The organism is Enterobacter sp. ODB01 (genome assembly GCF_001623605.1).
GTDB lineage: Bacteria > Pseudomonadota > Gammaproteobacteria > Enterobacterales > Enterobacteriaceae > Enterobacter > Enterobacter kobei.
On the sequence record NZ_CP015227.1, the window covers coordinates 2,195,157 to 2,219,305 of the forward strand.

23 protein-coding genes are annotated in these 24,149 nt (G+C 56.5%); 12 read left to right on the plus strand and 11 right to left on the minus strand.

Annotation, left to right across the window (positions count from 1 at the left end; genetic code table 11):
* Positions 1–10 precede the first annotated feature (10 nt).
* On the plus strand, positions 11–730 hold the full coding sequence (gene pnuC, locus A4308_RS10480; RefSeq protein WP_014883049.1) for a nicotinamide riboside transporter PnuC: 720 nt from the start codon (positions 11–13) through the stop codon (positions 728–730).
* Here pnuC and zitB read toward each other — a convergent pair.
* Together zitB and A4308_RS10490 are read right to left on the minus strand one after the other, a co-directional pair.
* Positions 727–1,665, minus strand: a complete 939-nt coding sequence (zitB, locus tag A4308_RS10485) for a CDF family zinc transporter ZitB (RefSeq protein ID WP_045281113.1) — start codon at positions 1,663–1,665, stop codon at positions 727–729. The two genes, pnuC and zitB, sit on opposite strands and share 4 nt — an antisense overlap.
* A gap of 105 nt (positions 1,666–1,770) precedes the next feature.
* Positions 1,771–2,151 (minus strand): protein YbgS, encoded by a 381-nt coding sequence (locus A4308_RS10490; RefSeq protein WP_014883051.1) that lies wholly within the window; start codon positions 2,149–2,151, stop codon positions 1,771–1,773.
* Between the two features lie 303 nt (positions 2,152–2,454).
* Between A4308_RS10490 and aroG the strand changes: the two genes are divergently transcribed.
* On the plus strand, positions 2,455–3,507 hold the full coding sequence (gene aroG / locus A4308_RS10495) for a 3-deoxy-7-phosphoheptulonate synthase AroG (RefSeq protein ID WP_014883052.1): 1,053 nt from the start codon (positions 2,455–2,457) through the stop codon (positions 3,505–3,507).
* 61 nt (positions 3,508–3,568) lie between these two features.
* Here the strand turns inward: aroG and gpmA are convergent, their stop codons facing one another.
* The 7 genes from gpmA to modE all read right to left on the minus strand — a co-directional run bounded on the left by gpmA (position 3,569) and on the right by modE (position 11,317).
* On the minus strand, positions 3,569–4,321 hold the full coding sequence (gene gpmA, locus A4308_RS10500; protein ID WP_063308510.1) for a 2,3-diphosphoglycerate-dependent phosphoglycerate mutase: 753 nt from the start codon (positions 4,319–4,321) through the stop codon (positions 3,569–3,571).
* A gap of 205 nt (positions 4,322–4,526) precedes the next feature.
* The gene (galM, locus tag A4308_RS10505) at positions 4,527–5,570 is read right to left on the minus strand and encodes a galactose-1-epimerase (protein WP_045281112.1); all 1,044 of its coding nucleotides are present in this window, start codon (positions 5,568–5,570) and stop codon (positions 4,527–4,529) included.
* A complete protein-coding gene (gene galK, locus A4308_RS10510; RefSeq protein WP_045281111.1) occupies positions 5,564–6,712 on the minus strand; it encodes a galactokinase in 1,149 nt (382 codons plus the stop codon). The genes galM and galK overlap by 7 nt, the downstream gene beginning before the upstream one ends.
* Before the next feature lie 3 nt (positions 6,713–6,715).
* Positions 6,716–7,762 carry a galactose-1-phosphate uridylyltransferase gene (gene galT / locus A4308_RS10515; RefSeq protein WP_023332433.1) on the minus strand — a complete coding sequence of 349 codons (1,047 nt, stop codon included), beginning with the start codon at positions 7,760–7,762 and terminating at the stop codon, positions 6,716–6,718.
* A 9-nt stretch (positions 7,763–7,771) separates the two neighbouring features.
* Positions 7,772–8,788, minus strand: coding sequence for a UDP-glucose 4-epimerase GalE (gene galE, locus A4308_RS10520; protein ID WP_023332434.1), 1,017 nt, complete (start codon positions 8,786–8,788; stop codon positions 7,772–7,774).
* A 200-nt stretch (positions 8,789–8,988) separates the two neighbouring features.
* Positions 8,989–10,461 carry a molybdate ABC transporter ATP-binding protein ModF gene (modF, locus tag A4308_RS10525; protein ID WP_023332435.1) on the minus strand — a complete coding sequence of 491 codons (1,473 nt, stop codon included), beginning with the start codon at positions 10,459–10,461 and terminating at the stop codon, positions 8,989–8,991.
* A gap of 67 nt (positions 10,462–10,528) precedes the next feature.
* Complete coding sequence (modE, locus tag A4308_RS10530) at positions 10,529–11,317, minus strand: molybdenum-dependent transcriptional regulator (RefSeq protein ID WP_023332436.1); 789 nt, start codon at positions 11,315–11,317, stop codon at positions 10,529–10,531.
* Positions 11,318–11,444: 127 nt separating this feature from the next.
* On the opposite strand from modE, the gene A4308_RS10535 reads away from it, so the two are divergent.
* From A4308_RS10535 to modC, 4 genes are all read left to right on the plus strand, one after another.
* Positions 11,445–11,594 (plus strand): AcrZ family multidrug efflux pump-associated protein, encoded by a 150-nt coding sequence (locus A4308_RS10535; protein WP_014883059.1) that lies wholly within the window; start codon positions 11,445–11,447, stop codon positions 11,592–11,594.
* Positions 11,595–11,770: 176 nt separating this feature from the next.
* Complete coding sequence (gene modA / locus A4308_RS10540) at positions 11,771–12,544, plus strand: molybdate ABC transporter substrate-binding protein (RefSeq protein ID WP_049010795.1); 774 nt, start codon at positions 11,771–11,773, stop codon at positions 12,542–12,544.
* Positions 12,544–13,233, plus strand: coding sequence for a molybdate ABC transporter permease subunit (modB, locus tag A4308_RS10545; protein ID WP_023332437.1), 690 nt, complete (start codon positions 12,544–12,546; stop codon positions 13,231–13,233). The genes modA and modB overlap by 1 nt, the downstream gene beginning before the upstream one ends.
* A 2-nt stretch (positions 13,234–13,235) precedes the next feature.
* Positions 13,236–14,294: a molybdenum ABC transporter ATP-binding protein ModC gene (gene modC, locus A4308_RS10550; protein ID WP_032637159.1), complete on the plus strand. Its 1,059-nt coding sequence runs from the start codon at positions 13,236–13,238 to the stop codon at positions 14,292–14,294.
* On the opposite strand, the gene A4308_RS10555 is transcribed toward modC, so the two are convergent.
* Positions 14,295–15,113, minus strand: coding sequence for a pyridoxal phosphatase (locus A4308_RS10555; RefSeq protein WP_045281109.1), 819 nt, complete (start codon positions 15,111–15,113; stop codon positions 14,295–14,297).
* 140 nt (positions 15,114–15,253) lie between these two features.
* Between A4308_RS10555 and pgl the strand changes: the two genes are divergently transcribed.
* Positions 15,254–16,249 (plus strand): 6-phosphogluconolactonase, encoded by a 996-nt coding sequence (gene pgl / locus A4308_RS10560; RefSeq protein ID WP_023338174.1) that lies wholly within the window; start codon positions 15,254–15,256, stop codon positions 16,247–16,249.
* Between the two features lie 88 nt (positions 16,250–16,337).
* On the opposite strand, the gene A4308_RS10565 is transcribed toward pgl, so the two are convergent.
* Positions 16,338–17,621, minus strand: coding sequence for a putative acyl-CoA thioester hydrolase (locus tag A4308_RS10565; RefSeq protein WP_032637155.1), 1,284 nt, complete (start codon positions 17,619–17,621; stop codon positions 16,338–16,340).
* A 225-nt stretch (positions 17,622–17,846) separates the two neighbouring features.
* Between A4308_RS10565 and hutI the strand changes: the two genes are divergently transcribed.
* From hutI to hutH, 5 genes are all read left to right on the plus strand, one after another.
* A complete protein-coding gene (hutI, locus tag A4308_RS10570) occupies positions 17,847–19,067 on the plus strand; it encodes an imidazolonepropionase (RefSeq protein WP_045281108.1) in 1,221 nt (406 codons plus the stop codon).
* Positions 19,064–20,002, plus strand: a complete 939-nt coding sequence (hutG, locus tag A4308_RS10575; RefSeq protein ID WP_045281107.1) for a formimidoylglutamase — start codon at positions 19,064–19,066, stop codon at positions 20,000–20,002. The genes hutI and hutG overlap by 4 nt, the downstream gene beginning before the upstream one ends.
* 19 nt (positions 20,003–20,021) lie before the next feature.
* Entirely contained in the window at positions 20,022–20,756 is a 735-nt protein-coding gene (locus A4308_RS10580) for a histidine utilization repressor (RefSeq protein ID WP_014883068.1), read from the plus strand.
* Between the two features lie 127 nt (positions 20,757–20,883).
* Positions 20,884–22,572, plus strand: a complete 1,689-nt coding sequence (gene hutU / locus A4308_RS10585) for a urocanate hydratase (RefSeq protein ID WP_063308511.1) — start codon at positions 20,884–20,886, stop codon at positions 22,570–22,572.
* Entirely contained in the window at positions 22,569–24,089 is a 1,521-nt protein-coding gene (gene hutH / locus A4308_RS10590; RefSeq protein ID WP_063308512.1) for a histidine ammonia-lyase, read from the plus strand. Before hutU ends, hutH begins: the two co-directional genes overlap by 4 nt.
* Positions 24,090–24,149 lie beyond the last annotated feature (60 nt).

A 24,149-nucleotide genomic window follows, 5' to 3' on the forward strand; every position in this document is an offset into this window, starting at 1 on the left:
CGGGGAAAAGATGGATTTTTTTAGCACGCAGAACATTCTGGTTCATATACCGATTGGTGCAGGTGGCTATGACCTGTCATGGATTGAGGCCGTCGGCACGCTGGCGGGTTTACTCTGCATCTGGCTGGCAAGCCTGGAGAAAATCAGCAATTACGCGTTCGGGCTGATTAACGTTACGCTGTTTGCGATTATCTTCTTCCAGATCCAGCTGTACGCCAGCCTGCTTTTGCAGTTGTTCTTCTTCGCCGCCAATATTTACGGCTGGTACGCATGGTCGCGGCAGAACAGCCAGCAGGAGGCTGAGCTACAGATCCGCTGGCTACCCCTGCCGAAAGCCATTGCCTGGTTTGTCGCTTGCGTGGTTGCTATTGGTTTCATGACCGTTTATATCAACCCGGTGTTTGCCTTCCTGACCCGTGTGGCCGTTTCGGCTATGTCCGGTATCGGCCTGAGCGTAACGATGCCAGAACTTCAGCCGGATGCTTTCCCGTTCTGGGATTCCTGCATGATGGTGCTGTCAATTGCGGCGATGATCCTGATGACCCGTAAATACGTTGAGAACTGGCTGCTGTGGGTCATCATCAACGTTATCAGCGTGGTCATTTTCGCGCTGCAGGGCGTCTATGCGATGTCGCTGGAATATCTGCTGCTGACCTTCATTGCCCTGAATGGCAGCCGTATGTGGATTAAGAGCGCGCGTGAGCGAGGCTCTCACGCGCTTTCCCGCTAATGGTGATGATGATGTGAATGGTCGGGCTGCGCCTCGTTAAGGTGACAGTCCGGCCCGTTACAGGCCTGATACTCCATCTGGACGGTGGCGTGGCCAATCTCGTAATGATGTTCCAGGAAGTGATGAATGCGTTCCAGTAATGCATCATGATCGTGAGGTGGGATCACCTGAACGTGTAGCGTCATCACCGGTTTTTCGCCTACCTGCCAGACATGCACATGATGAACATTGCGCACTTCCGGGACAGAACGGCGCAGGTTACGCTTCAGCTCGTCAATGTCCATGGATGCGGGTGCCCCTTCAAGCAGTTCATTGACGCTCTCCTTCAGCAGACTCCAGGCGCTACGTAAAACCAGACACGATACCAGCACGGAGAGAATTGGGTCGACTGGCGTCCAGCCGGTATAGAGGATCACCAGCGCGGCGACTATCGCCCCGACTGAGCCGAGCAAATCCCCCAGCACATGCAGGGCAGCAGCGCGCACGTTGAGGTTCTTTTCTCCGCTGCCGCGATGCAAAATCCAGAATGCCAGAATATTCGCCAGCAGCCCCGCGACGGCAATCACCATCATTGTCGTTCCGGCTATTGGCTGCGGGTGCCTGAAGCGTTGGATGGCTTCCCAGACGATAAGAATAGTAATGACCACCAGCGCGATGGCGTTAACAAACGCGGCAAGCGTAGTCAGCCTCAACCAGCCGAAGGTATGGCGTGCGTTCGGAGGACGATGAGCAAATTGCACTGCCAGCAGAGCGAAGAGTAGCGCTGCGGCATCGGTCAGCATGTGACCGGCATCAGCCAGCAACGCCAGCGAGCCGGAGACCAGACCGCCAATGACCTCGATAACCATAAACGTGGCCGTAACGCCGAAGGCCAGCATGAGTCGTTTTACGTTGTCATTTCCGGGAGAAGATGCGTGTGAGTGGGTGTGCGCCATGTCTGCTTTCCTGTTTCGTTATTTTTTAGTGTAGCGTTTTTAACAGGTTATTCCAAAAAGAAAGGAGAGCCTGGGCTCTCCTTTCGCATTTAAAGCACTGACGACTTACTGGGTTGTGCCATCGGTTTTGGTATTGGCATCGTTACCCACTTTGTCGTTAGGGTCGGGACATTTGCCGTCCTTACACATTGAGTTCTTATGAACTTCATCTGAACTCATATTGTCGTGATTCATGGTGCCGGAATCACTGCCGTTCGGATGCAGCATGGTGCCCCCGGTATTGGTGTTGCCGGTATTGATCTGGCTGTTATCGACATTATTTGGGGCGATATTCTGTTTCGCATCAGGGGCGACCTGGCCTGCTTCTGCTGCCGCATTGGCATCACCGTTGCTGTCTGAGGTGCCCGTTTCAGCAGCCAGGACGCTGCCGCTTGCCAGGGTGAGAGTGGCGGTCAGGAAGAGGGTTGCCAGTTTTGTCATTTTCATCATGGTGCTCCTGTTCTTGTCGTTACGCTGGATAACTTTCTCCAACAGTGCATCTTTTTAGAGGCGAAAGATTCCGCCTTACGGACTTACGTCAGTAGGGAATCGCGTTTAGGCGTATAAAATTGGTTGTTACAGTTAAAAAGCTTAGGTTAGATCTCATTTTTCGCTATTTTGTGGCGATTTTTAGGCGAATTCCAGGAATTATCTGCGTGAAGTGTAAAACCGTGTTTACACTTCCTGGTCGACAAGATAGATTGAAAGGATTGCTTTCATTACTAAAGATATGGCAGAGCTGGAAAGAAAATGAATTATCAGAACGACGATTTACGCATTAAAGAGATCAATGAGTTATTACCTCCTGTAGCGCTCCTTGAGAAATTCCCCGCCACTGAAAATGCCGCAAACACGGTTTCTCATGCTCGCAAAGCGATCCATAAGATCCTGAAAGGTAATGACGATCGTCTTCTGGTGGTGATTGGTCCATGCTCTATCCACGATCCTGCTGCGGCAAAAGAGTATGCGGCAAGGCTGCTTCAGCTGCGCGAAGAGCTGAAGGATGAGCTGGAAATCGTCATGCGCGTCTATTTTGAAAAACCGCGTACGACCGTTGGCTGGAAAGGGCTCATTAACGATCCGCACATGGATAACAGCTTCCAGATCAACGACGGTCTGCGTATTGCGCGCAAGCTGCTGCTGGAGATCAACGACAGTGGCCTGCCTGCTGCCGGTGAGTTCCTGGATATGATCACGCCACAATACCTGGCTGATTTGATGAGCTGGGGCGCAATTGGTGCCCGTACCACGGAATCTCAGGTTCACCGCGAACTGGCATCCGGTCTCTCTTGTCCGGTTGGTTTTAAAAACGGCACTGACGGCACCATTAAGGTGGCTATCGACGCCATTAACGCAGCGGGTGCACCGCACTGCTTCCTGTCCGTGACCAAATGGGGTCATTCCGCCATCGTGAACACCAGCGGTAACGGGGATTGCCATATTATTCTGCGTGGCGGCAAAGAGCCAAACTACAGTGCAAAACATGTGGCCGACGTGAAGGTCGGGCTGGAAAAAGCCGGGCTGCCACCGCAGGTGATGATCGATTTCAGCCATGCCAACTCCAGCAAGCAGTTTAAAAAGCAGATGGACGTCGGGGCTGATGTCTGTCAGCAGATTGCCGGCGGTGAGAAGGCGGTGATTGGCGTGATGATTGAAAGCCATCTGGTCGAAGGTAACCAGAACCTGGAAGGCAGCGAGCCGCTGGTGTACGGCAAGAGCGTCACGGATGCCTGCATCGGCTGGGACGATACCGACACCCTCCTGCGTCAGCTGGCGAACGCGGTGAAAGCACGTCGCGGTTAAGTCCTGAGGCAGAAATAAAAAAGCGCGGAAGGTTCCGCGCTTTTTTTATGTCTGGCGAAAATTACTTCGCTTTACCCTGGTTCGCGACAGCCGCGGCTTTCGCTGCGATTTCATCCGCGTTACCCAGATAGTAGTGTTTGATTGGTTTGAAGTTTTCGTCGAACTCATACACCAGCGGTACGCCAGTTGGGATGTTCAGTTCAAGAATTTCGTCTTCACCCATGTTGTCCAGGTATTTCACCAGCGCACGCAGGGAGTTACCGTGAGCGGCGATGATCACGCGCTCACCGCTTTTCAGGCGTGGCAGAATGGTTTCGTTCCAGTAAGGCACAACGCGGTCGATGGTCAGCGCCAGGCTTTCGGTGGTTGGCAGCTCAGCGTCAGTCAGTTTCGCGTAACGCGGGTCGTGGCCCGGGTAGCGCTCGTCATCTTTGGTCAGCTCTGGTGGGGTTACCGCGAAGCCGCGACGCCACTGTTTAACCTGCTCGTCACCGTATTTCTCAGCGGTTTCGGCTTTGTTGAGACCCTGCAGCGCACCGTAGTGACGCTCGTTCAGTTTCCAGGATTTCTCAACCGGCAGCCAGGCCTGATCCAGTTCGTCGAGCACGTTCCACAGCGTGTGGATGGCGCGTTTCAGCACAGAGGTGTAAGCAAAATCAAAGCTGAAGCCTTCTTCCTTCAGCAGTTTACCTGCTGCTTTTGCTTCGCTTACGCCTTTCTCAGACAGATCAACGTCGTACCAACCGGTAAAGCGGTTTTCGTTGTTCCACTGGCTTTCGCCGTGACGCAACAGGACCAGCTTAGTAATAGCCATCTCTTACTCCTCAAGCATTTTTAGAATGATAACAATTCTCATTATATTGCTGTGGCCAGGCCAGCAGCAACGCTTAACCCTAACCATAGCGAAAATAGTCTCCGAGTGTAAGATGCTTGTGAATCCAGGGTTATGATTTTGTCTGCGATCGGCGCTATTTTCAGCAAGGGGAGCAGAAAAAAGCCCTCTATGTGAGGGCCTGTCGTTAAGCGCGCGGAATGAAATGATACTCGGTGACGCTCACGTACTCTTCACCCGGGCGCAGAACGCAATCTGGCTGCGGCCATTCCGAATGATTCGGGCTGTCAGGCAGGAACTCGCTCTCCAGTGCCAGACCCTGCCAGTCGCTGTATTCATTGTGTTCGCGTGCCGTTGTGCCGCCAAGATAGTTACCTGAGTAGAACTGCAGGGCAGGGGCGGTGGTATAAACGGTCATCTGCAGCTTCTCATCAGCAGACCAGACCTGCGCGGCGGGCTGGCTGAGATCGCCTTTGGCCTGCAACAGGAAAGCGTGGTCGTAGCCTTTCACCTTGCGCTGATCGTCATCACTCAGGAAATCCTGTGCGATAGCTTTCGCATTGCGGAAGTCGAAGCTGGTGTCGTTCACCTGCTTCAGGCCCTTATACGGTATGCCCATTTCGTCAACCGGCAGGTACGCCTCCGCAAGGATTTGCAGCTTGTGGTTGCGCACGTCGCACTGGTTGCCGTCCAGATTAAAGTAGGCATGGTTAGTCAGGTTAACCGGACACGGCTTGTCGACCGTGGCACGGTATTCGATGGCGATTCGGTTGTCGTCGGTCAGCGTGAAGCGTGCGGAGGCGATAAGGTTGCCCGGGAAGCCCTGATCGCCATCAGGTGAATCCAGCGAGAACAGCACTTCGCTGTCATTTTGACGGACAATTTTCCAGCGGCGTTTATCAAACCCTTCCGGTCCGCCGTGAAGCTGGTTCTCACCCTGACTTGGAAGGAGAGGGTACGCCACGCCGTCGAGTTCGAAACGGCTTTTAGCGATGCGGTTGGCATAGCGGCCGACGGACGCTCCCAGAAAAGCCGATTGGTTAATATACAGCTCAGGCGATGCACAGCCGAGCAGCGTTTCACGCACGCTGCCGTCCGGCATCGGTACGCGGGCGGAGAGCAGGGTTGCACCCCAGTCCATCAGCGTAACCACCATCCCCGCGCGGTTGCGCAGGGTTAACAGGCGATACGGCAGACCATCCGGTGCGAGGGTAGGTGTTTCGTTTAGCACTGTCCGGCTCCTTGTGATGCTTTACATACATAGAAGGTTTCTTTAATACCTGTCTTTGCTTCGTACTGCTTCGTCACGGCATCCTGTACGGCAGGGACCAGCTCTTCCGGTACCAGCGCAACGATGCAGCCCCCGAAGCCGCCGCCGGTCATGCGCACGCCGCCTTTATCGCCGATGGTCGCTTTGACGATCTCAACCAGGGTATCAATTTGCGGGACGGTGATTTCAAAGTCATCGCGCATGGAGGCATGCGATTCAGCCATCAGTTCTCCCATGCGTTTCAGGTCGCCTTTCGCCAGCGCGGACGCGGCTTCAACGGTACGGGCGTTCTCCGTCAGCACGTGACGAACGCGTCTGGCGACAACCGGATCCAGCTCATGCGCAACCTTATTGAATTCATCAAGCGTCACGTCGCGCAGGGCGGGCTGCTGGAAGAAGCGTGCACCGGTTTCACACTGCTCGCGGCGGGTGTTGTACTCGCTGCCCACCAGCGTGCGCTTAAAATTACTGTTGATAATCACAACAGCCGCGCCTTTGGGCAGCGGAACGGCTTTGGTGCCAAGCGAGCGGCAGTCGATCAGCAGCGCGTGCTCTTTTTTGCCCAGCGCGGAGATCAGCTGGTCCATAATGCCGCAGTTACAGCCCACGAACTGGTTTTCTGCTTCCTGACCGTTAAGGGCGATTTGCGCCCCGTCCAGCGGCAGATGATAAAGCTGCTGGAACACGGTCCCCACGGCGACTTCCAGAGAGGCAGAGGAGCTTAAGCCCGCGCCCTGTGGCACGTTGCCGCTGATCACTAAATCCGCACCGCCAAAGTTCTTGTTACGCTTCTGCAGATGCTTCACCACGCCGCGCACATAGTTAGACCACTGCTGGCTGTCGTGCGTCACAATGGGGGCATCAAGGGAAAACTCGTCGGTTTCGTTACCGTAATCCGCCGCTATTACGCGGACGTTACGGTCGTCGCGCTTTGCGCAACTAATAACCGTCTGGTAATCAATGGCACACGGCAGCACAAAACCGTCGTTGTAGTCAGTATGTTCACCGATCAGATTGACGCGGCCAGGCGCCTGAATAACATGGGTGGCAGAGTAGCCAAATTTCTCAGCAAACAGGGATTGTGTTTTATCTTTCAGACTCATTTTTTAGACTCCTGATTCGCGATAGTGGACGTCACTCACGGCACGCAGACGTTCGGCTGCCTGTTCCGCCGTCAGGTCACGCTGGGTTTCCGCCAGCATTTCATAGCCCACCATGAACTTACGTACCGTCGCAGAGCGAAGCAGTGGCGGATAGAAATGGGCATGCAGCTGCCAGTGTTGGTTCTCTTCACCGTTAAACGGTGCGCCGTGCCAGCCCATGGAATACGGGAAAGAGCACTGGAACAGGTTGTCGTAACGGCTGGTCAGTTTCTTCAGCGCCAGCGCAAGGTCGTCGCGCTGTGCGTCGCTGAGATCGGTCATGCGCTGTATGTGCGCTTTCGGCAACAGCAGCGTTTCAAACGGCCAGGCGGCCCAGTAAGGTACGACGGCGAGCCAGTGTTCGGTTTCCACCACGGTACGGCTGCCATCGGCCAGCTCACGCTGGGTGTAATCAACCAGCATGGGTGAGCCGTTTTCCTCGAAATAGGCTTTTTGCAGGCGGTCTTCGCGTTCGGCTTCGTTAGGCAGGAAGCTGTTCGCCCAGATCTGGCCGTGCGGATGCGGGTTGGAGCAGCCCATCGCCGCACCTTTGTTTTCAAATACCTGCACCCATGGGTAAGTCTGCCCCAGCTCAGCGGTTTGCGCCTGCCAGGTGCCGATCACCTCTTTCAGTGCCTCAACGCTCAGCTCCGGCAGCGTTTTGCTGTGATCGGGCGAGAAGCAGATCACGCGGCTGGTACCCCGCGCGCTTTCACAGCGCATCAGCGGGTCATGGCTCGCAGGCGCGTCCGGCGTGTCGGTCATTAGCGCAGCAAAATCGTTGGTGAAGACGAAGGTGCCTTTGTAGTCCGGGTTTTTATCTCCGGTGACGCGCGTGTTGCCCGGACACAGGAAGCAATCCGGGTCATGCTGCGGTAGCGTTTGTTTCGCAGGCGTCTCTTGCGCCCCCTGCCAGGGGCGCTTGGCGCGATGCGGAGACACCAAAATCCATTGTCCGCTTAACGGGTTAAAACGACGATGCGGATGATCGACGGGATTAAACGAAGTCATGAAGGATCCTTAGTCCGGATAGCCTTGCGGGTGGCGTGACTGCCAGTGCCAGGTATCCTGTGCCATTTCATCAAGCGTGCGGGTAACACGCCAGTTAAGCTCTTTGTCGGCTTTAGTGGCATCCGCCCAGTAAGCGGGCAGGTCACCATCACGACGCGGTGCGAAGTGGTAGTTCACTGGCTTACCGCAGGCTTTGCTGAAGGCGTTAACCACGTCCAGCACGCTGCTGCCGACCCCGGCGCCGAGGTTGTAAATATGCACGCCCGGTTTATCTGCCAGCTGTTGCATGGCCGCAACGTGACCGTCGGCCAGATCCATCACGTGGATATAGTCGCGCACGCCGGTGCCGTCCTGGGTTGGGTAGTCGTTACCAAAAATCGCCAGCGACTCACGACGGCCTACCGCCACCTGGGCGATATACGGCATCAGGTTGTTCGGGATGCCCTGCGGATCTTCACCCATATCGCCAGACGGATGGGCGCCGACCGGGTTGAAGTAGCGCAGCAAGGCGATGCTCCATTCCGGCTGCGCTTTTTGCAGATCGGTCAGGATCTGTTCCACCATCAGCTTGCTTTTGCCGTACGGGCTTTGTGGCGTGCCTGTCGGGAAACTTTCAACGTAGGGGATTTTTGGCTGATCGCCATAGACGGTGGCGGAGGAGCTGAAGATAAAGTTTTTAACGTTCGCCGCACGCATGGCGGAGATGAGACGCAGGGTACCGTTGACGTTGTTGTCGTAATACTCAAGCGGCTTCGCAACGGATTCACCGACGGCTTTCAGACCTGCGAAGTGGATCACCGCTTCAATGGCGTGGTCGTGAAGGATTTCGGTCATCAGCGCTTCGTTGCGGATGTCGCCTTCCACGAAAGTGGGTTGTTTCCCGCCAAGACGTTCAATCACCGGCAGCACGCTGCGCTTACTATTGCACAGGTTGTCGAGGATGATCACATCGTGACCATTTTGCAGCAGTTGCACACAGGTATGACTTCCGATGTAACCGCTACCACCTGTTACCAGAACTCGCATGATTCGCTCCATTAGGCTTATGGTATGTAATAACCATAGCATAACAGAGACGCTAAAAGTGTGACATGGGATAAAATAGTGGAATCGTTTACACTCGTTTTCAAACTCGCTTTTTCAATCACTCAGACCATTCTAGATCAAAGAGATAGTGTTGTAATGATGCAAGTTATCTGAAAAGAGGAGGGCGGGGCCCTCCACGGTTAGTCGATGTGGCTGAGAAGGTAGCGATAGCGCTCGCCGTCCGGAATGAACTCAAGACGATGGGTGATACAGGAAGGGGCATCCTCGGCATGGTGTGAAACAAACAGCAGTTGGGTTTCACCCTCGGCAATGAGAATATCCACAAAGCGACGAATCAGCTGGCGATTTAGCGGATCCAGACCCTGCAGGGGCTCATCCAGAATTAACAGTGTCGGGTGTTTTACCAGCGCGCGAACGATCAATGCCAGGCGCTGCTGCCCCCATGACAAACTGTGAAACGGCGCGTCAGCCACCCGGCTATCCATCCCCAGAATATCCAGCCACTGCTGGGCCAGCTTGTGCTGCTTGTCCGACACCGCCTGATAAATTCCGATGGAGTCAAAATACCCGGAGAGGATCACGTTACGTACCGTGGTACTGACCCGGTAATCCAGATGTAGGCTGCTGCTGACGTAGCCGATATGTTTTTTAATATCCCAGATGGTTTCACCGCTGCCGCGACGACGGCCAAACAACGTGAGATCGTTGCTATAGCCCTGCGGATGGTCGCCGGTGATGAGGCTCAGCAGCGTGGATTTTCCCGCGCCATTCGGGCCGACAATCTGCCAGTGCTCGCCCGGATTCACCGTCCAGCTAAGATGGTTAAGGATCGGGCGGTCGTCATAAGAGACGATACCATCACGCAGCACGATGCGTGGCTGGTGAGGATCGAGCGCGTGGCGGGCTGACGGGGCATCGGGTTCCGGAAGGGTGATGCCGTCGAGCTGTTCACTGTGCGCGAGCTGGGCAATCAGCGCCTGCTTAAGCAGCGCCGACTTTTCGCCCGTCTCGGTCAGATGACAGTCGGCCAGCACACCGGCATGCTGGACAAAATCCGGAATCTCATCAAAGCGGTTAAGTACCAGCACAAGGGTATATCCCTGCTGATTAAGCGAGCCCAGCAGATGCGCCAGCTGCGCCCTGGACTGGACGTCAAGGCCGTCGAACGGTTCGTCGAGGATCAGCAGCTCAGGCTCGCTCATCAGCGCCTGGCAAAGCAGGGTTTTCCGCGTTTCGCCGGTAGAAAGATATTTGAAGCGTCGGTTGAGCAGGGCGGTAATGCCGAACTGTTCAGCCAGGCGCTGACAGCGGGCAGGATCTTTCACCTCATCCTGGATAATTTCCGCCGTTGTACGGCCGGTATCTTCTTCTCCAGGACTGAGTAAATCGGTATTGTTGCGCTGCCATTCGTCGCTCACCAGCTTTTGCAGTTGTTCAAAAGAGAGGCGCGTCAGGCGCGTAACGTCGCTCTGGTATTCCCCTTTGAGGAGGGTGAGCTCCCCCGCCAGCGCACGGGCCAGCGCGGATTTACCGCTGCCGTTAGTGCCAACAAACGCCCAGCTTTCACCCGCGCGTATTGTCAAATCAGCAATCGCCAGCGTCCGGGTATCGCTAAGACGAAACGTACCTTGCGAAATATGCAATAATGCCATGATTTATCCCATTTTTTGCAGCAACAGATGTCAGGGATACTCACTGTCAGCGCGGTTGTCAATGCGCTCAGCACAATGTGGCGATAATCACCCGGTCTGCGTTGAAATATGCGGTGACGACAGCACCTTCTTCTAAGCCGTCCGCCTCGCTGCAAGGTACCGTCGCGCAGAGTGATTGTCCGTCCGCCAGCGTCATAAGCACTTCGCATTGCGCCTTGCCGCGTTCAATATGGCTGATTGCGCCCGATAGCTGGTTATCCGCTGCCTGTGCCGTGTCGGGGTTACGCGTGATATTGACCCATGGCGCTTTCAGTAACACCAGCACCTCTTTACCTTCATCCAGGCCAAGGCGCTCTGCACTCTGCGCGGTGATTGCGGCTTTCAGACGCGTTGTTCCATCGGCAAGCAGGATCTCAACATGCTGTTGTATCTGAAGATTATCGCGCGCCGTCACCGTACCAAACCACTGGTTGCGGGCGCTGGTTTGTAACGAGAAGCGGGAAATGGCGGCCAGCAAACTGTCCAGTGGAACGCTATCGTCATCACTCAGAACATCAAACGCTTTTTGCTGGATCTGGCCCAGAAGATCGTAAAGCTGAATCAGGCGCTGGCCGTAGCGCGTCACCCTGGCGCCGCCACCGCCCTTACCGCCCGTGGCTCTGTCGACCAGCGGGTGTTCGCTCAGGGTGTTCATTTCATTGATGGCATCCCAGGCGCTTTTATAGCTGATCCCGGCATTCTTTGCCCCCTGGCTAATCGAGCCCGTTTGTTCTATTTGTTTAAGCAGGGCTATACGTCTGGGGTCGGCAAAAAGCTTTTGCTGTAGTCGGAGAGTAAGAAGAATTTCGGCCTGCATAACAGTGTCCTGGCAAAAAGGATATTGTGACCCAAATGGTGCGGGGCGCAAAGGCTACCGCACAAAAGGGGATGTTTTTCTTACTTTTCAGGGTAGAATAAGCCCTTCACAATATCTGGAGAAAACCATGTTAGAGTTGTTGAAAAGTCTGGTATTCGCCGTGATCATGGTGCCAGTAGTGATGGCCATCATCCTCGGTGCCATCTACGGCCTGGGTGAAGTGTTCAACCTCTTTTCGAACATTGGTCACAAAGACCAGGCTAAAAAGCAGCATTGATTCCCTTCAAAACGCCCGGCTAGCCCGGGCGTTTTGCTCTCAAGCTTTTCTCATTTTCTCCGATAGTATTAAGAATCAGTCCAGCTTACCCCTTGAGCGGTACGATATAGCGCTGGGATCTCTATGAAGATATCGTTATATTATCGTCTATATAACGCTATATACAGGAGCTACAAATGGCACGTTCATGGGGACGTCTTTTCGCTGGGGCAACGCTGACGCTTTCACTTGCCGGGCAGGCGCTGGCGGACGACGGAAAAATTACGGTTTTTGCGGCGGCGTCGCTGACCAACGCGCTGCAGGATATTGCGGCGGCGTATAAAAAAGAGAAAAACGTCGATGTTGTCTCCTCTTTCGCCTCTTCATCTACGCTTGCGCGCCAGATAGAAGCGGGGGCACCGGCGGATCTGTTCATTTCAGCCGATCAGAAATGGATGGATTACGCGGCGGAGAAGAAATCAATTGATCCGGCAACCCGCGAAACGCTGCTGGGGAATAGCCTGGTTGTGGTGGCACCAAAAGCCAGCGCGCAGGCGGATATTACCATTAACAAAGAGACCAACTGGATGAGCCTGCTTAACGGTGGCCGTCTGGCGGTGGGCGATCCGGAGCATGTTCCGGCGGGGATCTACGCCAAAGAAGCGCTGCAAAAACTGGGCGCGTGGGAGACATTGTCGCCGAAACTGGCGCCGGCGGAAGATGTACGCGGTGCGCTGGCGCTGGTGGAACGCAACGAAGCCCCGCTGGGGATTGTATATGGCTCTGATGCCGTTGCCAGCAAGGGTGTGAAAGTGGTTGCAACGTTCCCGGAAGACTCCCACAAGAAAGTGGAATATCCTGTCGCGATTGTTGATGGACATAAAAACGCGACCGTGACGGCCTTTCGCGATTACCTGAAGGGGCCAGAAGCGTCCGCAATCTTTAAACGTTATGGATTTACGACTCACTGATGATATTGACCGATCCTGAATGGCAGGCTGTTCTGCTGAGCCTTAAAGTCTCTTCCCTGGCGGTTGCGCTGAGTTTGCCCTTTGGGATCTTCTTTGCCTGGTTACTGGTGCGCTGCCGGTTTCCCGGCAAAGCGCTGCTCGACAGCGTACTTCATCTCCCGCTCGTTTTACCCCCCGTGGTGGTCGGCTATCTGTTGCTGATTTCGATGGGGCGACGCGGTTTTATCGGCGAGAAGCTCTACGACTGGTTTGGGCTGACGTTCGCCTTTAGCTGGCGCGGTGCGGTACTGGCCGTGGCGGTGATGTCATTTCCGTTGATGGTGAGGGCGATCCGCCTCGCGCTGGAAGGGGTGGACATGAAGCTCGAACAGGCGGCCCGCACGCTGGGTGCCGGGCGCTGGCGCGTCTTTTTCACCATCACGCTCCCGCTTACGCTGCCGGGGATTATAGTTGGCACGGTACTGGCGTTTGCCCGTTCGCTGGGCGAGTTCGGCGCGACCATCACGTTTGTATCGAACATTCCCGGCGAGACGCGAACGATTCCGTCAGCCATGTACACCCTGATTCAAACACCCGGCGGAGAAGGCGCGGCGGCGCGACTGTGCATCATTTCAATCGTCCTGGCCCTGGCTTCGCTGCTGGTGTCTGAATGGCTGGCGCGGCTGAGTCGCGAACGGATGGGGAAATAAGGATGCTGGAACTGAATTTCACCCAGACGCTGGGGAACCACACGCTGACGCTTAACGAGACGCTGCCTGCAAGCGGCATCACCGCCATTTTTGGCGTCTCCGGTGCGGGAAAAACCTCTCTGATTAATGCGATTAGCGGCCTGACACGCCCGCAGTCAGGGCGAATTGTTCTGAATGACCGCGTTCTGAATGACGTGGAGAACAAAATATACCTCTCGCCGGATAAACGTCGCATCGGCTATGTTTTCCAGGACGCGCGCTTGTTCCCGCACTACAGCGTGCGCGGCAACCTGCGCTACGGTATGGCCAAAAGTATGGCCGGGCAGTTTGATAAGCTGGTGACGCTGTTAGGTATTGAGCCTCTGCTCGACAGGCTGCCTTCCTCGCTTTCCGGTGGAGAAAAACAGCGTGTGGCGATTGGCCGTGCCTTGCTGACCGCGCCCGAGCTGCTGTTGCTCGACGAACCGCTGGCTTCGCTGGATATTCCGCGTAAACGTGAACTGCTGCCCTACCTGCAGCGCCTGACCCGCGAGATTAACATTCCCATGCTCTACGTCAGCCACTCGCTGGATGAGATCCTCCATCTGGCCGACAAAGTGCTGGTACTGGAAGAGGGCAGCGTAAAGGCCTTTGGCAACCTGGAAGAGGTGTGGGGAAGCAGCGTGATGCATCCCTGGCTTCCAAAGGAGCAGCAGAGCAGTATCCTGAAAGTGAGCGTGCTGGAACACCACCCGCATTATGCGATGACCGCGCTGGCGCTGGGCGACCAGCATCTGTGGGTGAACAAGGTCGACAAGCCGTTACAGTCCGCGCTGCGTATTCGCATTCAGGCATCGGACGTCTCGCTGGTGCTGCAACCGCCGCTGCAAACCAGCATTCGTAATATTCTGCGCGCCAAAGTGGCGGAGTGCTTTGATGATAACGGTCAGGTGGAAGTGAAGCTTGAGGTGGGAAGCAGGACGCTCTGGGCGCGCATCAGCCCGTGGGCCAGGGACGAGTTAGGTATCAAGCCCGGCCTGTGGCTTTACGCGCAAATCAAGAGCGTCTCGATCACTGCCTGATTACAGCAGGTGGGTATAAATGTACTGCGCGATGCTATCGGTGGTGTTATCGCCAATCACCACGTTAGCGCGCGCTTTCACCGCGTCATCGGCGTTGCCCATCGCCACGCCGGTACCGGCAGCCTCCAGCATACTGATGTCGTTATAGTTATCGCCAAAGGCAATCACGTCACGCATCGACCCTCCCTGAGATTCCACGTACTGCGTCAGGCGCTTGCCCTTGCTGTTGCCTTTGCGGGCAATATCTACCTGATCGTGCCAGGACCATTCACATTCCAGACCCAGGGTCTGTTCAACCTGTTTCGCGAAGGTATTCAGTTTGGTGGTGTCTTCATCCGTCAGGGCGAATTTCCAGATAGCGTCAACTTCCTGAGCGGCCTGGCGCAGGGAGGACACCTGGGTAAAGACCGGACGCTGCGCTTCTGGCAGCGAAAGTGCCCAGTTACTGGTGCGCACCACATGGCCTGTAGGGCGCTCGTACAGCATCGCGTTGTCCACATACATCAGGCCATGAATGGCATGCTCATCCAGCAGATCAATCAGTTGCAGCGCCTGAGGAACCGGTAGCGGGTCGGAAGCTAAAACCTTTTTTGCCTGATAATCATACAAATAAGTGCCATTACAACAAATTGCAGGTGTATCTAACGCCAGTGCCTGATAAAAAGGATGAATGGCAACGTGATGTCGACCCGTTACGATAAGGAGTTGATACCCGGCTTCCTGGGCTCGTTTAAGCGCTTCAAGGGAGGAGGGGAGCAGGGTTTTCTGAGGGGTCAGTAATGTTCCGTCTAAATCCAGGGCAATCACACGCGAGGTCATTTGTTCTTCCGGGTTAATGTTGAATTTTAGGTCTCAGGCGATGTTACACCGAGAGTAAATCGCTGCAAAATTCCTGGCTAAAATTCAGCATTCACCGTTAAAAATAATCACTTTCACGCGCAGTGAGGAAAGGAGTATTCATGAAACAAACCGTTTATACCGCCAGTCCTGAAAGTCAGCAGATCCACGTCTGGCGTTTGAATGCAGAAGGTTCGCTCACGCTGGTTCAGGTTGTTGATGTTCCGGGGCAAGTACAGCCAATGGTCGTCAGCCCGGATAAACGTTTTCTCTATGTTGGCGTACGTCCTGAGTTCCGGGTGCTGGCCTACCGCATCTCGCCGGACGACGGCGCGCTGACCTACACTGCCGAAGCGCCGCTGCCGGGCAGCCCGACCCACATCTCGACCGATCGTAAAGGGCGTTTCATCTTTAGCGGCTCTTACAATGCGGGCTGCGTCAGCGTGACCCGCCTTGACGACGGCATTCCGGTCGACACAGTCGACGTGGTGGAAGGACTGGAAGGGTGTCACTCGGCGAATATCTCTCCGGACAACCGCACGCTGTGGGTGCCTGCACTGAAGCAGGATCGCATCTGCCTGTTTACCCTGAGCGACGATGGTCACCTGGTGGCGCAAAACCCGGCTGAAGTGACTACCGTTGAGGGCGCAGGCCCACGCCATATGGTCTTCCACCCGAACCAGCAGTATGCCTATGTGGTAAACGAACTGAACAGTTCGGTAGACGTGTGGGAGCTGAAAGATCCAAACGGTCAGATCGAATGCGTGCAGACGCTGGATATGATGCCGTCTGACTTCTCTGACACCCGCTGGGCGGCGGATATCCACATTACGCCTGACGGCCGTCATCTGTATGCCTGCGACCGTACCTCCAGCCTGATTACCGTCTTCAGCGTCTCCGAAGATGGCAGCGTGCTGGCCATTGAAGGTTTCCAGCCAACGGAAACTCAGCCGCGTGGCTTTAATATCGATCACAGCGGTAAATACCTGATTGCGGCAGGGCAGAAATCCCACCATATCGCGCTGTATGAAATCAAAGGCGTACAGGGTCTGCTGGAAGAAAAAGGACGCTACGCCGTAGGCCAGGGACCGATGTGGGTCCTGGTCAACGCTCACTAGGTGGCCTGAAACAAAAAACCTCGCGAATGCGAGGTTTTTTTTATCTCTGTAGGCCGGGTAAGGCGAAGCCGCCACCCGGCAAAACAGCTTACTGCTTCGGCTCTGCAACCACCTTGCTACCCAGACCGCGGTTGTTGTATTCCCACATGCGGTTGAAGTTCGCGTCATTCAGATTGCGCTGGACGTTCCCTTTATCATCCACCGCACCGGTATTGCCGGAGAACGGACGTTTGGAGATCGCGGCATCAGCCCACGGCTTCGCCATGTTAAAGCCTTCGTTGATCACGCTGTCGCGGATCACGACCTGACCGTTAGTGGCAGAGTCCACATCCAGGGAGCGACCCAGCTGTGCCACGCCGTCACCGGCAGCGTTAAAGCGGCTGTTAACGGCCAGGAAGCCGTAGAACAGGTTAGACTGTGTTGCTGGCGCAAACACGTAACCTTCCTGCTGAGTGCGCGAGTTCACCACGCGGAAATCGGTGTTTTCAAATACCACCGCGCCGCGACCGGACACCAGATCCACGTCACCTTCAACGTAGCTGTTGGTTACCAGCGTACGGGTCAGGCGGTTGTTCTGCAGCGTGTTCTTAACATCGCTGTTGGTCACGAAGAAGGTATTCTGACGACCCAGAATGTTGACGTTGTTAATCTGCACCTTATCGCCATCACTACGCAGCGCGACGGCCTGGTGGGTACCGGCATCGACGCTGTCGCCGAGGGTATTTTGAATGGTCAGGTTTTGCAGCTGCAGGCCATTATTTTGGGACCAGAATACCGCCGAGCACATCAGGCCAACGGTAGCGGAACGCTTGCTCTGGCAGTTATCAAACATGTACCACGCCGGTTTACCTGGCATATATTTACCGGCCGGGTTCACCAGGCGACGCCAGGTGGTGCTGTCGATTTCGGAATCAATCGCCAGGCCAATTTTCACGTCGATTGCTTTTTCGCCCAGACCGTAAAGGGTGATGCTGCCTGGTGCGGCCGGAACATACACGGTGCCTTCGTATTCACCCGGCAGGATCGCGATGTACTGGCGAGAGGCGCTGTGTTTGGTAATGGCCGCGTCAACCGCTGCCTGAATGGACGTGTGCGTTACGCCCTGGGCGCCAGCCGGGCCAACCACGAAGTCAGGCTGTTTCGGCAGGTTAATAGAAGACGGTGTCCACGGCGCAGCGTTAGGATCCATCGCTGAGAAGTAGTGGGCACGGTCGAAGTTCTTCGCTTCATCAGCGGACAAAATCGGGCGGGACGCGGTGCCCGGTGCTACCTGCTCAGAAGGCAGCTGATCCGGTGGTGTTGAACTGCATGCGGATAAGGTCACGCCAAAGGCGAGCGCTAACGCCAGACGGGAAATCCTGGAAATGTTCAAGGTGGAGCTCCTGGGTATGCAAGTCTTAAACGGGATAGACGAAATAGCCTGCTTTTTTATACTAAGTTGAGCGAAACGGGAAGATAAAAAGGGTAAAAGTTGCATTTTTTACCCCCGGGAGGCGGGAAAGTCATCACAAATAAATAACATTTTCTACCAGAACGGTTGACAGCAGACGGCGGATGAAAATAAATGTCTATACAACCTATGACAAGTGGAATGCCCATGCAGCTTCATCCTGACGATGTAATATGGCGAAATGCGCGACTGGCAACGATGGTTCCCGATGCCTCCGCACCCTATGGTCTGAAAGCGCAACACGCCCTGGTCGTGCGCGGTCAAACCATCCTGGCCGTGATCCCTGAATCTGACATTCCTTCCGGACACCGTCACTGCATCGATCTACAGGGGCGTCTGGTGACGCCGGGGCTGATTGATTGCCATACCCATCTGGTGTTTGGCGGCGACCGCGCGGCAGAGTGGGAGCAGCGCCTGAACGGTGTCTCTTATCAAACCATCAGCGCGCAGGGCGGCGGGATTAACGCCACCGTGACTGCGACACGCAACAGTTCGCCGGAAACCCTGTTGAAGCTGGCGCAGCAGCGGCTAGAGCGTCTGATGAATGAAGGCGTGACGACCATAGAAATTAAATCGGGATACGGACTTAACGCGGATGCCGAAGAGAAAATGTTGCTGGTTGCTCGCCAGCTTAGTCTGAGTAATCTGGTCGAGATTAGCCCGACGCTTCTGGCGGCACATGCCGTCCCTGCGGAATACCGACAGGATCCGGATGCGTATCTCACGCTGGTCTGCGAGCAGATCATGCCCACGCTGTGGCAAAAAGCGTTATTTGAAGCGGTAGATGTGTTTTGTGAAAACGTCGGCTTTACCCCGTCGCAAACCGAGCGCCTTTTCCAGGCCGCCACCGCGCTGGGTATTCCGGTGAAAGGGCATGTTGAGCAGCTGTCTAATCAGGGCGGTGCGGCGCTGGTCAGCCAGTATAAAGGGCTGTCAGCGGATCATATCGAATATCTCGACGACGCAGGCATTCAGGCGATGGCGCAAAGCGGTACGGTGGCGGTATTGCTCCCCGGCGCGTTCTATTTCCTTCAGGAGCGCCAGCGCCCGCCGGTTGAACAGCTCAGAAAACAGGGAGTGCCGATGGCGGTGGCCACCGACTATAACCCCGGCACCAGCCCGTTTGCGAGCCTGCACCTGGCGATGAATATGGCCTGCGTCCAGTTTGGCCTGACCCCTGAAGAGGCCTGGGCTGGCGTCACGCGACACGCCGCGCAGGCGCTGGGTCGCGGCGCAACCCACGGGCAATTGCAGGCGGGGTATGTGGCCGATTTTATCGTCTGGGATGCTGACCATCCGGTTGAGATGGTCTATGAACCGGGTCGCAATCCGTTGTATCAGCGTATTTTCCGTGGGGAGGCAGTATGAGGTTATGGCGGCCCGTAGCCGAAACGGTCTGGCAGGGGCGTGACGACAGCGCCGAGGCCAGCAATGCAAAGCGTATCTTTCAGACGATACAGCAGCAGGCGCAGTTTACGCCGCTTTCCTCTGGCATCGCGCTGATCGGGTTTGAATGCGATGCAGGGGTTAAACGCAATCAGGGCAGGCCTGGCGCCGTGCAGGCCCCTGATATCCTGCGCAACGCGCTGGCGAATATGGCCAGCCATCAGGGACACGAACGGCTTGCGGATATGGGGTCCGTGTATGTCGAAGGTGATGAACTTGAAGCGGCACAGCGGGTTTTAAGCGATGCGGTGACGGCCTGCCAGCAGTCCGGGATGCGCACGCTCATCTTTGGCGGCGGGCACGAGACCGCCTGGGCGCATGGTCGGGGCATTCTCGATGCCTTCCCGAACGAGCGCGTGGCGGTGATTAATCTTGATGCCCATCTCGATCTGCGCAAGGCCGAGCGTGCAACATCCGGTACCCCGTTTCGTCAACTGGCCCATTACTGCGAGGACCACGGTCGGGCGTTTCGCTACGCCTGCTTTGGCGTCAGCCGGGCAGCCAACACGCAGGCACTCTGGGATGAAGCGGAACGCCTGAACGTCACGCTGGTGGAAGACTGGCATTTCAGACGCGATGCGTTATCTGCGCTGGAAAAGGTGCTGGCGCAGGCCGATCGGGTCTACCTGACTATTGACCTCGACGTTCTGCCGGCGAGCGAAATGCCTGCCGTATCCGCCCCTGCGGCGTTAGGGGTACCGGCGCTGGATCTTCTGCCGGTTATCGAACAAATCTGTCGCAGCGGTAAGCTGCAGGCCGCCGATCTGGTAGAGTTTAACCCGCAGTACGACAGGGACGGACAGGGCGCGAAGCTTGCCGCTCGTCTGGCCTGGCAAATTGCTCACTGGTGGGCATAACCCTATTTAAGGAGTCATGATGTTTTCACGCTCGCCCCTGGCGCAGTCGAGCCCTCCTGCGCCTTTCTACGAAAAGGTGAAGCAGGCTATCAGCGAAAAAATTGCTACCGGTGTCTGGCGCCCTCACGATCGTATTCCGTCCGAGGCCGAACTGGTGGCGCAATTTGGATTTAGCCGGATGACCATCAACCGGGCGCTGCGCGAACTGACCGATGAAGGTCTTCTGGTGCGCCTGCAGGGGGTCGGCACTTTCGTGGCGGAGCCCAAAGGTCAGTCGGCGCTGTTTGAAATCCGCAGTATTGCCGATGAGATACACTCGCGAAATCATCAGCACCGCTGCGAGGTGCTGGTGCTCGAAGAGACCGAGGCGAGCGCCGAGCAGGCCGCCGAGCTGAATGTTAAAGAAGGGAGCCGTATCTTCCACTCCGTGATGGTGCATTTTGAGAACGACATTCCGGTACAGATTGAAGATCGCTGCGTTAACGCAGAGCGGATACCGGAGTATCTGAGCCAGGATTACACCCAAACCACGCCGCATGCGTACCTCTCGCTGGTCGCACCGCTGACGGAAGGGGAACACATTGTGGAGGCTGTGCGCGCCACGCCGCAGGAGTGTGAACGGTTGCGCATTAAAGAGCACGATCCGTGCCTGCTGATCCGCCGTCGAACCTGGTCATCATCGCAGATTGTCTCCCATGCCAGGCTGCTTTTCCCGGGTAACCGTTACCGGCTGCAGGGCCACTTTATGTCATAAGTTTTATAAGCGTGATCGCTAACGCAATATAACAAAATTGTATCTTTTTTGTTAAAACTGACCTTGTGTGTGCTTGTCTATACAAGTATATCTAAATGCATCATCTGTCCTTTATGAGGAGCACACAATGTCGTCAGGTAAATACCGCCAGCAGGATGTCCGCGCCGCGCGCGGCACCACGCTTACTGCCAAAAGCTGGCTCACCGAAGCCCCGCTGCGCATGTTGATGAATAACCTCGACCCTGAGGTGGCGGAGAAACCCCACGAGCTGGTGGTCTACGGCGGCATAGGCCGCGCCGCGCGTAACTGGGAATGCTATGACGCAATTGTAAAATCCCTGACTCATCTCGAACACGACGAAACCCTGCTGGTACAGTCCGGCAAGCCGGTCGGCGTATTCAAAACCCATAAAAATGCGCCACGCGTGCTGATCGCCAACTCTAACCTGGTGCCGCACTGGGCGACGTGGGAACACTTCAACGAGCTGGATGCCAAAGGGCTGGCGATGTATGGTCAGATGACCGCCGGGAGCTGGATCTACATTGGCAGCCAGGGGATTGTGCAAGGCACTTACGAAACCTTCGTGGAAGCCGGTCGCCAGCACTATAACGGCTCGCTGAAAGGCCGCTGGGTATTGACTGCCGGTCTCGGCGGTATGGGCGGCGCGCAGCCACTGGCTGCCACGCTTGCTGGCGCCTGCTCGCTTAACATTGAGTGCCAGCAGAGCCGCATTGATTTCCGTCTGCGTACCCGCTACGTCGACGAGCAGGCTGATAATCTCGACGATGCGCTGGCGCGCATCAAAAAATACACCTCGGAAGGCAAAGCGGTGTCGATCGCCCTGTGCGGCAACGCGGCAGAGATTCTGCCTGAACTTGTCGCCCGCGGCGTTCGCCCGGATCTCGTCACCGACCAGACCAGCGCCCATGACCCGCTGCACGGTTACCTGCCAAACGGCTGGACGTGGGAAGAATACCAGCAAAAAGCGGAAACCGACCCGGAAGGCACGGTACTTGCCGCGAAACGTTCGATGGCTGAACACGTCTCCGCGATGCTGGCCTTCAGCAAGATGGGCATTCCGACCTTCGATTACGGCAATAACATCCGCCAGATGGCGAAAGAGATGGGCGTGACGAACGCCTTCGACTTCCCGGGCTTCGTGCCTGCCTATATTCGCCCGCTGTTCTGTCGCGGCATTGGGCCGTTCCGCTGGGTTGCCCTGTCCGGTGACCCGGAGGATATCTACAAAACCGATGCCAAAGTGAAAGAGATCGTCGCGGATGACGAACATCTCCACCACTGGCTGGACATGGCGCGCGAGCGCATTAACTTCCAGGGCCTGCCGGCGCGTATCTGCTGGGTCGGTCTGGAGTGGCGGCAAAAACTGGGTCTGGCCTTCAATGAAATGGTGCGCAGTGGCGAAGTCTCCGCACCGATTGTCATTGGTCGCGACCACCTTGATTCCGGCTCCGTTGCCAGCCCTAACCGTGAAACGGAAGCCATGCGCGACGGCTCGGATGCCGTTTCAGACTGGCCGCTGCTGAATGCCCTGCTCAATACCGCCAGCGGCGCGACCTGGGTCTCGCTGCACCACGGCGGTGGCGTGGGAATGGGCTTCTCCCAGCACTCGGGGATGGTTATCGTTTGTGACGGTACCGATGAAGCCGCCGCGCGTATCGCTCGCGTGCTGCACAACGACCCGGCCACCGGCGTGATGCGTCACGCGGACGCGGGTTACGAGATTGCTATTGACTGTGCCAAAGAGCAGGGGCTAAACCTGCCGATGATCCCTGCCACACAAGGAAATCATGAATGAACGCCTTAACACTTACGCCCGGTTCCCTGACGCTTAAACAGCTGCGAAACGTCTGGCGTCAGCCGGTTACGCTCTCGCTTGATGAAAGTGCCCACGCCGCCATTAACGGCAGCGTTGCCTGCGTGGAGGCCATTGTTGCCGAAGGGCGCACGGCTTACGGGATCAACACCGGCTTTGGTCTGCTGGCACAAACGCGCATTGCAACGCACGATCTGGAAAACTTACAGCGTTCACTGGTGCTGTCTCACGCGGCGGGGGTCGGCCAGCCGCTGGATGACGAGATTGTCCGTCTGATGATGGTGCTTAAAATCAACAGCCTGGCGCGCGGTTTCTCCGGCATTCGCCTGAGCGTGATCCAGGCGCTGATGGCGCTGGTTAATGCCGACGTCTATCCGTGGATCCCGGCGAAAGGTTCCGTCGGCGCCTCCGGCGATCTTGCGCCGCTGGCGCATATGTCGCTGCTTCTGTTGGGGGAAGGGCAGGCACGCTGGCAGGGCGAATGGCTTCCTGCCAAAGAGGCGCTGAAAAAAGCCGGTTTAGCCCCGATCACCCTGGCGGCGAAGGAGGGGCTGGCGCTGCTGAACGGCACGCAGGCGTCGACCGCCTTCGCGCTGCGTGGCCTGTTTGAAGCGGAGGATCTGTTTGCCTCGGCGGTGGTGTGCGGCGCGCTCACCACCGAAGCCGTGCTGGGTTCGCGTCGTCCGTTCGACGCCCGCATCCACGAGGTGCGCGGCCAGCGCGGCCAGATTGACGCCGCCGCCATGTATCGCCACGTGCTCACCGACACAAGCGAAATTGCGGATTCACACCACAACTGTGAAAAAGTGCAGGATCCGTACTCTCTGCGCTGCCAGCCGCAGGTGATGGGCGCGTGCCTGACGCAGCTGCGCCAGGCCGCAGAGGTACTGCTGATAGAGGCCAACGCGGTATCCGATAACCCGCTGGTCTTCGCCCAGGAAAACGAGGTGGTCTCCGGCGGTAACTTCCACGCCGAGCCGGTGGCGATGGCGGCGGATAATATCGCCCTGGCCATTGCCGAAATTGGCGCGTTGTCAGAACGCCGTATCGCGCTGATGATGGATAAACATATGTCGCAGCTGCCACCGTTCCTGGTGCGTAACGGCGGGGTCAACTCGGGCTTTATGATTGCCCAGGTGACGGCTGCCGCGCTGGCGAGTGAAAACAAAGCGCTGTCGCACCCGCACAGCGTCGACAGCCTGCCAACCTCGGCGAACCAGGAGGACCACGTCTCGATGGCCCCGGCTGCCGGACGTCGTCTCTGGGAGATGGCCGCCAACACCCGCGGCGTGCTGGCGGTGGAATGGCTGGCGGCAAGTCAGGGTATTGATTTGCGTGAAGGGCTGAAATCCAGCCCGCTGCTGGAGCAGGCGCGTCAGGCGCTCCGTGAGCACGTATCGCATTACGATGACGACCGTTTCTTTGCGCCGGACATTGATAAAGCGATGCAGCTTCTGGAAGAGGGACGGCTGGTAGGGCTGCTACCTTCCGTGCTGTGATTCGTGCCCGGTGGCGCTGCGCTTACCGGGCCTACGAGTGCAAAATGTAGGCCGGGTAAG

Bases quoted from the DNA above. Each gene is read 5' to 3' on its own strand.
- hutU (WP_063308511.1), top strand. From the start codon at position 20,884: ATGTCGTCAGGTAAATACCGCCAGCAGGATGTCCGCGCCGCGCGCGGC.
- modC (WP_032637159.1), top strand. From the start codon at position 13,236: ATGCTGGAACTGAATTTCACCCAGACGCTGGGGAACCACACGCTGACG.
- pgl (WP_023338174.1), top strand. From the start codon at position 15,254: ATGAAACAAACCGTTTATACCGCCAGTCCTGAAAGTCAGCAGATCCAC.
- hutH (WP_063308512.1), top strand. From the start codon at position 22,569: ATGAACGCCTTAACACTTACGCCCGGTTCCCTGACGCTTAAACAGCTG.
- modA (WP_049010795.1), top strand. From the start codon at position 11,771: ATGGCACGTTCATGGGGACGTCTTTTCGCTGGGGCAACGCTGACGCTT.
- A4308_RS10580 (WP_014883068.1), top strand. From the start codon at position 20,022: ATGTTTTCACGCTCGCCCCTGGCGCAGTCGAGCCCTCCTGCGCCTTTC.
- modF (WP_023332435.1), bottom strand. From the start codon at position 10,461: ATGGCATTATTGCATATTTCGCAAGGTACGTTTCGTCTTAGCGATACC.
- modE (WP_023332436.1), bottom strand. From the start codon at position 11,317: ATGCAGGCCGAAATTCTTCTTACTCTCCGACTACAGCAAAAGCTTTTT.
- pnuC (WP_014883049.1), top strand. From the start codon at position 11: ATGGATTTTTTTAGCACGCAGAACATTCTGGTTCATATACCGATTGGT.
- modB (WP_023332437.1), top strand. From the start codon at position 12,544: ATGATATTGACCGATCCTGAATGGCAGGCTGTTCTGCTGAGCCTTAAA.
- zitB (WP_045281113.1), bottom strand. From the start codon at position 1,665: ATGGCGCACACCCACTCACACGCATCTTCTCCCGGAAATGACAACGTA.
- aroG (WP_014883052.1), top strand. From the start codon at position 2,455: ATGAATTATCAGAACGACGATTTACGCATTAAAGAGATCAATGAGTTA.
- gpmA (WP_063308510.1), bottom strand. From the start codon at position 4,321: ATGGCTATTACTAAGCTGGTCCTGTTGCGTCACGGCGAAAGCCAGTGG.
- A4308_RS10490 (WP_014883051.1), bottom strand. From the start codon at position 2,151: ATGAAAATGACAAAACTGGCAACCCTCTTCCTGACCGCCACTCTCACC.
- galK (WP_045281111.1), bottom strand. From the start codon at position 6,712: ATGAGTCTGAAAGATAAAACACAATCCCTGTTTGCTGAGAAATTTGGC.
- A4308_RS10555 (WP_045281109.1), bottom strand. From the start codon at position 15,113: ATGACCTCGCGTGTGATTGCCCTGGATTTAGACGGAACATTACTGACC.
- hutG (WP_045281107.1), top strand. From the start codon at position 19,064: ATGAGGTTATGGCGGCCCGTAGCCGAAACGGTCTGGCAGGGGCGTGAC.
- galE (WP_023332434.1), bottom strand. From the start codon at position 8,788: ATGCGAGTTCTGGTAACAGGTGGTAGCGGTTACATCGGAAGTCATACC.
- hutI (WP_045281108.1), top strand. From the start codon at position 17,847: ATGCAGCTTCATCCTGACGATGTAATATGGCGAAATGCGCGACTGGCA.
- A4308_RS10535 (WP_014883059.1), top strand. From the start codon at position 11,445: ATGTTAGAGTTGTTGAAAAGTCTGGTATTCGCCGTGATCATGGTGCCA.
- galT (WP_023332433.1), bottom strand. From the start codon at position 7,762: ATGACTTCGTTTAATCCCGTCGATCATCCGCATCGTCGTTTTAACCCG.